At 46.7% G+C, this 12,111-nt stretch carries 12 protein-coding genes; 2 read left to right on the top strand and 10 right to left on the bottom strand.

Going from position 1 to position 12,111, the window contains the following annotated elements; all coding sequences use genetic code 11:
- Positions 1-7: 7 nt before the first annotated feature.
- The 6 genes from J4N44_RS15785 to aspA form a co-directional block, all read right to left on the bottom strand.
- Positions 8-271, bottom strand: a complete 264-nt coding sequence (locus tag J4N44_RS15785; RefSeq protein WP_005448273.1) for a DUF4212 domain-containing protein — start codon at positions 269-271, stop codon at positions 8-10.
- A 200-nt stretch (positions 272-471) separates the two neighbouring features.
- Positions 472-1,098: a MarC family protein gene (locus J4N44_RS15780; RefSeq protein ID WP_005448274.1), complete on the bottom strand. Its 627-nt coding sequence runs from the start codon at positions 1,096-1,098 to the stop codon at positions 472-474.
- Positions 1,099-1,227: 129 nt separating this feature from the next.
- Positions 1,228-1,863 carry a response regulator gene (locus J4N44_RS15775; protein WP_005448275.1) on the bottom strand — a complete coding sequence of 212 codons (636 nt, stop codon included), beginning with the start codon at positions 1,861-1,863 and terminating at the stop codon, positions 1,228-1,230.
- Positions 1,864-2,058: 195 nt separating this feature from the next.
- Complete coding sequence (locus tag J4N44_RS15770) at positions 2,059-3,894, bottom strand: protein-disulfide reductase DsbD (protein WP_252044628.1); 1,836 nt, start codon at positions 3,892-3,894, stop codon at positions 2,059-2,061.
- 161 nt (positions 3,895-4,055) lie between these two features.
- Positions 4,056-5,363, bottom strand: coding sequence for an anaerobic C4-dicarboxylate transporter (locus J4N44_RS15765; RefSeq protein ID WP_017190954.1), 1,308 nt, complete (start codon positions 5,361-5,363; stop codon positions 4,056-4,058).
- A 178-nt stretch (positions 5,364-5,541) separates the two neighbouring features.
- Entirely contained in the window at positions 5,542-6,993 is a 1,452-nt protein-coding gene (aspA, locus tag J4N44_RS15760; protein ID WP_005428778.1) for an aspartate ammonia-lyase, read from the bottom strand.
- Positions 6,994-7,417: 424 nt separating this feature from the next.
- Here aspA and J4N44_RS15755 point away from each other — a divergent pair, with 424 nt between their 5' ends.
- The gene (locus J4N44_RS15755) at positions 7,418-7,936 is read left to right on the top strand and encodes an FxsA family protein (RefSeq protein ID WP_005448278.1); all 519 of its coding nucleotides are present in this window, start codon (positions 7,418-7,420) and stop codon (positions 7,934-7,936) included.
- Between the two features lie 70 nt (positions 7,937-8,006).
- Here J4N44_RS15755 and trmL read toward each other — a convergent pair whose 3' ends face one another.
- From trmL to J4N44_RS15735, 4 genes are all read right to left on the bottom strand, one after another.
- Positions 8,007-8,486 (bottom strand): tRNA (uridine(34)/cytosine(34)/5-carboxymethylaminomethyluridine(34)-2'-O)-methyltransferase TrmL, encoded by a 480-nt coding sequence (trmL, locus tag J4N44_RS15750; protein ID WP_005440442.1) that lies wholly within the window; start codon positions 8,484-8,486, stop codon positions 8,007-8,009.
- 130 nt (positions 8,487-8,616) lie between these two features.
- The gene (locus tag J4N44_RS15745) at positions 8,617-9,225 is read right to left on the bottom strand and encodes a superoxide dismutase (protein WP_029789520.1); all 609 of its coding nucleotides are present in this window, start codon (positions 9,223-9,225) and stop codon (positions 8,617-8,619) included.
- 72 nt (positions 9,226-9,297) lie between these two features.
- Positions 9,298-10,701: an envelope stress sensor histidine kinase CpxA gene (cpxA, locus tag J4N44_RS15740; protein WP_009700534.1), complete on the bottom strand. Its 1,404-nt coding sequence runs from the start codon at positions 10,699-10,701 to the stop codon at positions 9,298-9,300.
- Complete coding sequence (locus J4N44_RS15735) at positions 10,701-11,390, bottom strand: response regulator (protein ID WP_005448283.1); 690 nt, start codon at positions 11,388-11,390, stop codon at positions 10,701-10,703. The genes cpxA and J4N44_RS15735 overlap by 1 nt, the downstream gene beginning before the upstream one ends.
- Positions 11,391-11,581: 191 nt before the next feature.
- Here J4N44_RS15735 and J4N44_RS15730 point away from each other — a divergent pair, with 191 nt between their 5' ends.
- The gene (locus J4N44_RS15730) at positions 11,582-12,091 is read left to right on the top strand and encodes a CpxP family protein (RefSeq protein WP_005448285.1); all 510 of its coding nucleotides are present in this window, start codon (positions 11,582-11,584) and stop codon (positions 12,089-12,091) included.
- Positions 12,092-12,111 lie beyond the last annotated feature (20 nt).

Below are 12,111 nucleotides of genomic sequence, written 5' to 3'. Positions count from 1 at the left end.
TTACTCCTTACTCATCTACGCCGAATTCACGGTCGATTTGGCGCATTTTCCACGCGTAGTAGAAAATAATACCTAGGAAGGCATAGATGGAGCCTTGTTGAGCAAACCAGAACCCGAGTTTGTATCCACCTAATTGAAATTGATTAAGTACGTCGACAAATAAAATGCCGCAGCCGAAAGACACTACGAACCAGATGACCATCAGGGTAATCATGAGCTTCACGTTCTTGTCCCAGTAGGCTTTGGCTCTTTCTTCGCTTTCAAATGCCATTGCCGTCTCCTTACGATTGGTATTGTTGTTAAAAAAATGTTTCAACATGTACATTAGCAAGGCACTGGCAAGAACTCTTTTCAACTTTAGTCGGGACGCTAAAAAGCAAAAACGCCCGTTTTTAGGGCGTTTGAGAGGAGGTGGGAATAAAAGTGTGATGTTAATTTGATGTTAAATTAGCCAAAGGTCTAAGAGTTTTATCAATTAACATAGAAATCTTTTATACCAAGCAGCAAATTATTCAGTGCAACAGCAGCAAGGATAAGCCCCATTACGCGGCTGATGATGGCTGCGCCTACGTTACCAATCACTTTTTGAATCGTGTTTGCACCCAGTAACAAGAATAGGGTAACCAGAAGTACCGCAATCATGACGCCTGCGGTCATTGCTTGGTCGACGAAAGAGTAGCGGTTGTTATCGGTGAGCATCACGATAGCCATCATTGCACCCGGCGATGCAATCGAAGGGATCGCAAGAGGGTAAACGGCTAAGTCAGCGAGATCGGAGTGGCTGACTTCTTCGCCCAGTTTTTGTTCTTGTTCTGGCTTGCTCTCACCAAAAATCATCGACAATGCAAACAGCAATAACACTAAGCCACCAGCGGCTTGGAACGCGGGCAATGGGATTTGCATTGCTTCCAGCAACAACTGACCGGCAATAAGGAAGAACAGCAACACACCCATTGAAATGGCAATGGCTTTCAACGCTACGAGACGACGCTGTTTTGCCGTGAGGTGTTGAGTTTGTGATAGATAAACGGGTACTGAACCAATCGGGTCAATGACGGCCCAGAGTACGACGAATTGAGTGACGAGAATACTTAGCAAAGTATGACCTCCCAGAGTTAGCGGTTTAACAGAGGGATGAAAAAGGCTGCGTGGTGCAGCCTTATTATTTTAACGTTTGTTGTTCTTTTTGCGTCATATAAATGTGAATTAGATATATTTACTAACACATTACTGCTCGGGTTCCATTTGCTGCAGTAGGATGACGGCTTGAGTTCGGTTTTTCACGCCCAGTTTGCGGAAAATTGCGGTCATGTGGGCTTTGATGGTGGCCTCTGAGACATTGAGCTCGTAAGCGATTTGTTTGTTGAGTAAGCCATCGGAAAGCATGCCCAACACTTTGTATTGCTGAGGGGTAAGTGCGGCAATTTTTTCTGCCAAGTCATTACAAGCTGCGTTATTGGTGATCAAGCCTTCTGGGAAGTATGGGTCGCCATTAAGGACTTGGTTAAGGGCATTGACTAGCTCACGCATGTCGCTCGATTTTGGAATAAAGCCGAACGCACCGTGGCTTTTCACTTGTGTGACCACGCTTGCTTCTTCGCTGGCAGATACCACCACCACTGGGATATCTGGGTATTCAGCACGAAGGTGAATCAACCCCGACATGCCATTTGCGCCTGGCATCTTGAGATCTAACAACACCAAATCTGGCTCTTCTTCTTTTTCCAGCAATGCGAGTAGAGCATCCAGCGTATCCGCTTCGAGAAGGTTAGCACCACTCACAGCCATGTGTACCGATTGGAACAAGGCATTGCGGAACAGCGGGTGATCATCAGCGATGATAATGGTGTAGGTCGAATCCATGACGTTAAACACTTTTGACTATTTCGTTAATGGAATTATTGTCCACCTTTAAGAATGTGGACAATATTTATCCGCTAAAAGTCTGAACTAAATCGACTTTTATTAGAAAAATTGCATATAAACGCAACTTTCTCAGTTTTATTGAGACAACAAAAAACGCCAGTGAATAATCACTGGCGTTTGAATGATTCATCATCAGAATCGGTTGATGTGCTCTAAGAAAGGCTCGGCTTGCATAAAGCCCGTCAAACGAGCGTTTGAAACATGTTCGCCATTGGCATCCCAGAACTCAATCGTTGGTAAACCCAGTACATTCATATGTTTAAGCAGCTCGATGTCCTGAATTTGGTTCTTGGTCACGTCCGCCTGCAGAAGAACGAAGTCTTGTAGTCTGGCTTCGACGCTTGGGTCATGGAAGGTGTACTTCTCGAACTCTTTACATGCTACGCACCAGTCGGCGTAGAAATCCAGCATCACTGGTTTACCTACTTGTTTCGCCTGAGCAAGTGCAGCCTCAAGCTCAGCCACGTTAGCAATACGAGTAAAACTCACTGTTGCTTGCTGAGTTTGTGTAGTGGTGTTGCCGCCAAACCAATAGTTCAATGCTGGTTGAGCAGAAGCAAACAAACCAAGCACAGCAATGATGCCTACTGCGCTTTGCTTCCAACCGCCAAATTCTAGGCTGTTTTTGATGTGGTATAGCCAACCAAAAGCCGCGATACCCAGTGCTGACCACAATGCCGTAGCCCACATTTCTGGCAAGATGCGCTCAAGTAGGAAGATAGGAGCAGCCAGTAGAATGAAGCCGAACAGAGTCTTAACGCGATCCATCCAACCTCCTGCTTTTGGCAGAAGTTTGTTGCCGAATACTGCAACAAGAATGAGTGGAATACCCATACCCATTGCTAGTGCATAGAGCGCGATACCACCTGTCAGTAAGTCACCGCTTTGTGCAACGTAAAGTAGCGCACCAGACAGAGGAGCCGTGGTGCATGGGGAGCACACTAGACCAGAAATCGCACCCATGGCGAATACACCTGCGCTGCTACCACCTTGTTGTTTGTTGCTGAGGTTGTTTAACCACGTTTGTACCCCACTTGGCAGTTGCAGGTTATAAACGCCAAACATAGACAGGGCGAGCGTCACGAACAGCACACTCAAACCAATCAACACATAAGGGTGTTGCATCGCTGCTTGGAATTGCATGCCCGCAGACGCCACCACAAGGCCCAGTAGGGTATAAGTCAGCGCCATGCCTTGCACGTAGACAAACGACAAACCTAGCGCGCGACTTTGGCTTAGTTTGCCGCTGCCAAGCACGATGCTGGTCAGAATTGGGTACATCGGCAGAACACATGGCGTAAATGCTAAGCCCACACCAAGCGCCAAGAACAGAAGTGGCGTCCACCAGTTATCAGCTAGGTTTGCGGCAAGGCTATCTTGCTGTGTTACTGGCGTCGATGGTGTGTCGCTAGAACTAGATGATTGCGCCGCTGGTGGCGTTGCTGTTGGTGCTTGCTCTGCTTTTGGTGTTGTCGTCGCCGCTGTTGAATCTGAGCTCGACGAAGTAAACGCGCTGATAGGAATCACGCGAGTTTCTGGTGGGTAACAGAAGCCTGCTTTCGCACAACCTTGGTATTGCACTACTACGCGTGCTCCGTCTTGCCAGTCGTGCATTGGGACGTTAACAAACAGAGGCTGAGTGTAGATATGTACGTCACCAAAGAATTCATCTTTATGCGGCGTTCCGTCTTCCATTTGCAGTTCGCCTAGCGATACTTTCTCACCCGCTACCGATAGGCGTTCTTGATACAGGTAGTAACCATCACGTACCTGCCAATCCAACATTAATTTGCCGTCTTGCTGGTAGTAGTTGAATGGGAAAGCCTGATCGACAGGTACAAAGGTATCGTTGCTGCTGCCAAAAGCGTTGCTTTGACTGTTGTTTAACTGATCATTGCCAAACAAAGCAAAAGAAGGCGCAGAGAAGGTAATAAGCCCTAAGAGTAAGACGGAGAGTAATGCACGCATAAAAGGTTCAATTCATCTTAGATAATTGCCGTTAGTGTAACTCAATCAGACCTGCTGACTAGCCAATAAGTTTCATGGAAGTGAAGATTTGTTAAGCGCTCTCCAATGCGACAGGCAATAAAAAAGGGAGCCGAAGCTCCCCGAGTAAGACTCTGTTTCTACTAGATCAGCAGACCACCGAATGCGAAGCCAAGTGCTACCGCAGAAGCGATGGTTACCACACCAGGTACAAAGAATGGGTGGTTGAATACGTATTTACCGATACGAGTTGAACCCGTGTCGTCCATCTCAACCGCTGCTAGAAGCGTTGGGTAAGTTGGCAGTACGAATAGCGCACTTACTGCTGCGAAAGACGCAACTGCGGTAAGTGGTGCCACACCGATTGCTAGTGCTGCTGGCATAAGCGCAACGGTAGTTGCACCTTGCGAGTAAAGCAGCATTGAAGCAAAGAATAGAACAAGTGCTAGCATCCATGGGTAGTCTGCTAGTAGCGCACCAGCCACTTCTTTGATGCCGTCAACGTGCGCGTTAACGAACGTAGAACCTAGCCATGCTACGCCAAGAACACACACACACGCTGTCATACCAGAGCGGAATGTTGCTGCTGCTGGGATTTTGCCAGCGTCGATTTTACAGCTCATTACGATAGCTGCCGCAGCTGCAAGCATTACCGTCATGATAGCTTCGTTACGACCTAGAGCAGGGTTCTCGATAAGGCCAACAGAGCCAGAGATTGCTGCTGCGTAACACACTACGAATGCGATAGCGCCTAGGAAGATGAAAGTTGCTTTCTTCGCTGTTGGCAGGATTTCGCGCTTAGATTCTGTGTTTAGCTTGATCAAGCCTTTTGCTAGACGGTCTTGGTATTCAGGATCGTCTTTAAGTTCGCTACCCATGAAGTTCGCAACGAATGCACCGATCATACAAGCGATGAACGTTGTTGGGATACAGATCGCTAGTAGCGTCAAGTAGTCAACGCCGAATGGGTGAAGCATTGCTGCGAACGCTACAACTGCCGCTGAGATTGGCGATGCTGTGATAGCGATTTGCGATGCAACTACCGCGATAGACAGTGGACGAGAAGGGCGAACGCCTTGACCTTTTGCTACTTCTGCAATTACAGGTAGAGTAGAGAAAGCGGTATGACCTGTACCCGCCATCAGTGTCATTAGGAATGTCACGATAGGCGCGTAAAAAGTGATGCGTTCGGGATGTTTACGCAAAAAGTCTTCTGCAACTTGAACCATCCAGTCCAAACCACCCGCAACTTGCATTGCTGCGATAGCGGTAATTACAGACATGATGATCAGGATTACGTCGACAGGAATGTAAGCTTGGCTTGTCGGTACGCCTAGGATTAAAGACAATGCAATTACCCCAGCACCACCGGCAAAACCAATGCCGATACCACCGATTCTTGCCCCCAAATAGATGAAGAGCAGAACCACGAAGAGTTCGACCATTACCATATTGATACCTCTTTTAGTTTTTTAATGATTCTGATTTTTTGAGCACTCAGGAACAGGAGTAAGTGTTCAGAAAATCAGAACCTGATCGGCTTACGGCAATAAAAAGCGCATAAAAAATGTGGTTAACCGTATCAGAGCCTAAAAAAGGGTCCCGTTAGGGACCCCTTTACATATACGATTACTCGTAGCGTTTCGCTTTATAAGTCGGATGCATGAAGTTTTCAACCGATAAGATGTCATCTAGCTCTTCTGCAGTTAATAAACCGCGTTCTAGAACCACATCACGTACGCTCTTACCTGTTTCAGCACAGATCTTACCCACAATATCGCCCTCGTGGTGACCGATGTATGGGTTTAGGTAAGTTACGATACCGATAGAGTTGTAAACGTAGTTCTCACAAACTTCTTTGTTCACAGTGATGCCATCGATACATTTGTCACGTAGGTTCACACACGCGTTGTGTAGTAGAGAGATAGACTCGAACACGCTTTGTGCGATAACTGGTTCCATTACGTTAAGCTGTAGCTGACCGCCTTCTGCTGCGAAAGAAACCGTGTTGTCGTTACCTAGAACTTTGAAGCAAACTTGGTTTACTACTTCAGGGATAACTGGGTTTACTTTAGCTGGCATGATTGAAGAGCCTGCTTGCATTTCTGGTAGGTTCAGTTCGTTCAGACCTGCACGTGGACCAGAAGAAAGTAGACGAAGGTCGTTACAGATCTTCGATAGTTTCACTGCTAGACGTTTCAGCGCACCGTGCGTCATCACGTAGGCACCACAGTCAGAGGTTGCTTCGATTAGGTCTTCTGCTGCAACCACTTCAACGCCAGTGACTTCCGCTAGGTGTTTCACTGCTAGTGCTTGGTAACCAGTTGGTGCGTTTAGACCAGTACCGATTGCCGTTGCCCCTAGGTTGATTTCTAGTAGTAGTTTAGATGTGTAATCTAGGGCACGAATTTCTTCGTTTAGTGTTACTGCCCATGCGTGGAACTCTTGACCTACAGTCATAGGAACCGCGTCTTGAAGCTGAGTACGACCCATCTTCAACACATCTTTGAATTCTTGTGCTTTAAGCTCGAATGCGCCTTTTAGGTATTCGATCGCTTCCATCAACTGATGAACACTGTTGTAAACCGCGATACGGAAGCCCGTTGGGTACGCACAGTTTGTTGATTGGCTCTTGTTAACGTGATCGTTCGGGTTGATGAACTCATATTGGCCTTTTTCCTTGCCCATCAGTTCAAGTGCAACGTTCGCGATAACTTCGTTTGTGTTCATGTTAACTGACGTGCCTGCGCCACCTTGGAATACGTCTGAAGGGAACTGATCCATGCACTTACCTGTTTCAAGGATCAAATCACACGCTTCTAGAATGTAGTTAGCAACGTCTTTTGGAATCGCACCTAGCTCTTTGTTTGCTAGTGCAGCGGCTTTCTTAGTCATTACCATGCCACGTACAAATTCAGGTACGTCAGAGATGGTAGTGCTTGAAATGTTGAAGTTTTCGATAGCGCGAAGTGTGTGGATGCCGTAGTAAGCATCGGCAGGGACATGACGTTGGCCTAATAGATCTTCTTCAATACGAGTGGCTTGGTTTGCTGTCTTTGGAGCATCAGATAGTGTAGCCATAACAGGATCCTTAGATAATAATTCTGATATTTAAGTTATTTATTAGCCATTTCTGCAATCAAGAATCCATTCATCAGAGTTTTTGGCTGGAAAAACCGTCCTGACTTATGTGGCACATCATACTGCACCTAGCGCATAAAAATAGTAAGTGGATCACCTTTTTCGCTTTTAATGCGTCAATAATTTGCAAAGTATGAACGGGATATTAATAACCCTTTATGGGTAGATGTTTTTCCTCGACAAACATGGATTTTAAGAGTCCGAAAATAGCACTTTTCAACGATCAATTTTTGTATATGCACCTTTGTTCAAAGGGCTTTTTTTGCACAATGCATTCTCCCCAGGGTGAACACGCTTTTTTACAACGATTCGTTTGAGCTTAGTAGGCTTTTGCCATTACACTGAATCCAACAAAGGAGGGCATGTGTTTCCTATCTTATTATTGGCGTTTATTTTCGTCCCGATCATCGAAATCGGCCTATTTATTCAGGTGGGAGGCTTCTTAGGTCTCTGGCCTACGATTGCTTTGGTGTTGATTACTGCATTTGTTGGTGCGTCTTTGGTACGTAGCCAAGGCATCCAGACGCTAATGTCGGTGCAAGGGCGCTTAGAGCAAGGTGAGCTTCCAGCGCAACAGATTTTTGAAGGTGTGATGCTGGCGGTTGCCGGTGTGCTGTTGTTAACCCCAGGTTTCATGACCGATGCATTGGGTATGTTGGTATTATTGCCAGCACCGCGAGCGGCAATTGCCAAATACCTAATGAGTAAGATGGTGGTGAAGACCATGAACGGTGGCGGCTTCCAAGGTGGCTTCTCAAATCAAGGTCCATTTGAGCAAGACCCGTTCCGTCGTGACCCATTTGATTCTCAATCGGATAATGGCAATACCTTCGAAGGTGAATACGAGCGTAAAGACGACAATGATCGTAACAAGCTCAACTGATTCAATCGGTCAGTAAGAAAAGCAAAAGGGCGCATTGAGCGCCCTTTTTAGTATCTGTGATTTGCAGTGCTTACAACGCGCCTTCAAAGCCCATTTGGCGCCATGCTTCAAACGCAATAATCGCAACGGCGTTAGAAAGGTTCAGGCTGCGCGCATCCGGCATCATCGGAATACGAATACGTTGTTCCATTGGTAGGCTATCAATCACGTCTGCTGGCAGGCCACGTGTTTCTGGACCAAACATCAAAACATCGCCTTCTTGGTATTTTGCATCGACGTGATGACCTGTGGTTTTGGTCGTGCATGCAAACAGACGGTAGTTGCCTTGTTTCTCTTTCTCTAAGTATTCCAAGAATGCTTGATAATCTTTATGACGCGTCACGCGAGCCAAATCGTGGTAATCCAAACCTGCGCGGCGGACTTTCTTCTCTTCTAGATCGAAACCCAGCGGCTCAATCAGGTGGAGATTCGCACCACAGTTAGCACACAGGCGAATGATGTTGCCGGTGTTCGGCGCGATTTCTGGTTCGTATAGAGCGATATCAAACATGGTATTGAATTAGATTGGTCAAAACAGGCGAGCAGTATATACCCAAGTCACCATGAGAAGCGAGATTCAACACAATGACGGGTAATAGAAGAGGGCAACCACTTCAGTGTGTTGCCCTCATTTAGATAGATTAACTCAGAGCGCGAGCGTAGTTCTCTTCCACTGCGCGCCAGTTGACCACATTCCACCATGCGTCGATGTATTCAGGACGACGGTTTTGGTAGCTGATGTAGTATGCGTGTTCCCACACATCCAATGCTAGGACTGGTTCACCTTGTACCGCGGCAACGTCCATTAGAGGGTTGTCTTGGTTACTCGTTGACGTAATGTGAATATCGCCATCTTTTACGACCAGCCAAGCAAAGCCAGAGCCGAAAGTATTGATAGCAGCTTGTGCGAACTCATCTTTAAACTTTTCGAAGTCGCCATATTTGTCGTTGATGGCTTGCGCTAGAGCACCTTGAGGTTCACCGCCACCGTTTGGTGACATGCAGTTCCAGTAAATGATGTGATTGTAATAGCCGCCACCGTTGTTGCGGATAGCTGGACTGTGTTGAGAAATGCAAGCGAAGATGTCATCGAGGCTTTGGGTCTCGAGAGCGCTGCCTTTTGCGGCAGCCATGAATTTGTCGTAATAAGTTTTATGGTGTTTGCTGTAGTGAACTTCCATTGTTTTCGCATCGATGTACGGCTCTAACGCATCGTATTCGTATGGAAGCTCTGGGAAAATGTGCGACATTGTAAATCCTCCTTTATGGAGGATTTACTTTAATGTTAATGAAAATCATTATCAACTTTGATCTTTGTAAGGTTATTTGCCTGCGCTGATCAATGGTAGGGTGATGGTGACACGTAAACCGCCGAGTGGGCTACGGCTAGCAACAATCGAACCGCTGTGCTGACGAATCGCACTGTCGGTGATGGTTAATCCTAAGCCAGTACCACCTGAATGGCGATCTCGTGCTGTAGATACACGGTAAAACGGGCGGAAAATTGCTTCCAATTCTTCGTCAGGTACGCCTTCCCCATTGTCGTCAACCACGATGCTGAGGGTATCGAATGAATCCTGAATGTCGATTCTTACTTCATCTTTGCCGTAGTAAATCGCGTTGCGGATGATATTTTCTACCGCGCTCATCAACAATTTAGGATTACCAGAGATACTGCGATCCGGTAAGGTTGAATAGCTAAGGGTTTTACCCATTTGCTCGGCTTCAAACTGCGCGTCTTTGATGATCTCTTCCCATAAGCTGACAATTGGCTGAGTCTCGCGCGTCATGTGACTGTTTACCTGCATGCGCGACAGTTCAAGCAGCTCGGCAATCATCTGCTCTAAGCGCTGCGCTTCGGTATCAATACGAGTTAGCTCTGGGCTTTCACCTTGTTTACGAGTCGCCAACGCACTTGCCATACGCAGGCGAGTGAGTGGGGAACGCAGCTCGTGTGAGATGTCTGAGAGTAAACGCTGCTGACCAGAAATCATTTGATTCACAGCCTCGACCATTTGGTTGAAGCTCGTACCTGCTTGGCGAAACTCGGTGGTGCCTTTCTCTAGATTCGGATCGATGACAAACTCACCTTTAGCAACGCGTTGTGCTGCGGTTTCCAATCGTCGAGCTGGTTGGCTCAATGCCCATGCTAACCATAATAATAGCGGTGTACTCACCAACATAACGGCGAGCAGCAACTGCAATGGGTGGTCAAACAGGCGCAACATGATTGGTGGCGGCTCGTTCCACTTAAAGCCGACGTACATCAGTAGATCTGAATTAGCGACATTGATTGGCACTGGACCTGCAATCATGTAACGACCGTAGAGTTTTTGTTTCGGCTGTGACTGATCTTCAATACTGGTGACAAAATTTTGCAGTGCACGCAGCTTAAAGTCTTTGTGGCTCGAGGTGCTTAAGACATTCCCTTCGTGATCGGAAAAGAAGATCCTTGGACGTGGGTCATGCTTGCTGCGTCGTTGTCCTTCAAGGCTAAATAAGATTTTGCCGAGGTTATCTTGGTTGCGATACTTCTTCTCAATACCGTCACGTATTTCAAGCATACGTTGATAATGCTCTTTTGGAATGTCGCGCGCTTTCCGTGGGTCAAGATGAGGTAGTGACAGCACAGCCATCAGAACCAAAAACATGGTGAACCAGAAGATGGCAAAGATGCGTCCATACAAGCTGTTTATCTTCGGTAGTTTGAAGCGTGGTGCTCGCATTAATCCTCCTCAATCAACATGTAGCCGCGCCCTCGTAGGGTTTTAATGCGTGGCTTACCGTTACTCTGATCTGGCAGTTTCTTCCGTAGGTTGGACACGTGCATATCGATCGCGCGGTCAAAGGCTGCAAGGCGCTTACCAAGCACGTCAAGACTCAGGGTTTCTTTAGTGAGGACTTGCCCCGGATTTTGTACAAAGTGAGTCAACAAGGCGAACTCTGTGGTCGTTAAATCCAGCAGAACCTCTTCACAATAGGCTTCCTGTTTGCCTGGATAGAGTTTGATTTCTTGATACTCAATGCAGTCACCGTTTTTAGTGCTCTTTTGAGTGCTGCTTGTGCGGCGTAAAATTGCTCGGATGCGTGCCAGTAGTTCGCGGTCGCTGAATGGTTTTGGCAGGTAATCATCCGCACCCAGTTCAAGACCGATCACGCGATCGATTTCTTCGCCTTTAGCTGTCAGCATTAGAACAGGCGTTTCCCAGTTTTCACGCAGGCGCTTTAAGGTTTCCATTCCATTGAGTTTTGGCATCATGACATCGAGCAAAATAAGGTCGATTTCGTCAGTGACTGCCGCGAGACCAGCTTCTCCATCGTTGGCTTCGTTGACGTTAAAACCTTCGAAGCTCAGCACTTCCTTAAGTAGGCTGGTTAGCTCGGTATCGTCATCAATCAAAAGAATGTTCGCCATATGAGTACCTATTTATCATTCGTAGTTGTTTTAATATTACATGGTAATGACGGTGAAGAATGAGTGTAAAAATCACTCTTTACGATTCTTTACGGTCTCTATACGTCGCTTTACCTAGTAGGTCGTATTCTACACTCAAGCGCTGTGAGAACAGCTCAGAAGAATCACTAACCTGTGTAAGGAATCGTATTATGAAAACTGCAAAGAAACTGGTACTAGCGGCTGTTGTTCTACCTCTAACTCTAGGTACAGCGAGTGCATTCGCATTTGGCGGTAAAGACCACAAAGGTCATCGCGGTGAGTGTGGTATGGGTATGGACCGCGGTATCATGCGCCAACTAGACCTAACTGATGCACAAAAAGACCAACTAAAAGAAATGCGTGAAGCGAACAAAGCGGAAATGAAAGCAAAATTCGCGGATGGTAAAGAAGCACGTATGGCTGAGCGTCAAGCGCACCACGAAAAGGTTCAAGCACTGCTATTGGCTGATAACTTCGATGCTGCAGCGGCAAACGACCTAGCAAAAGAGATGGTTGAGAAGCAAACTGAGCGTCGCGTTAAGATGATGGAGAAAAAGCACCAAATGCTGAGTGTTCTGACTCCTGAGCAAAAAACAAAATTTGTTGAGCTACAAAAAGAGCGTCAACAAAAGTGTGGCGAAAAAATGCAAAAACGCATGGAAAAGCACCACAACAGCTAATCGCTGAAAGATAACGTAAG

It is taken from the genome of Vibrio sp. SCSIO 43155, from assembly GCF_023716605.1.
In the GTDB taxonomy this organism is placed as follows: Bacteria; Pseudomonadota; Gammaproteobacteria; order Enterobacterales; family Vibrionaceae; genus Vibrio; species Vibrio harveyi.
This window is presented reverse-complemented; position numbering and strand designations above follow the sequence as displayed.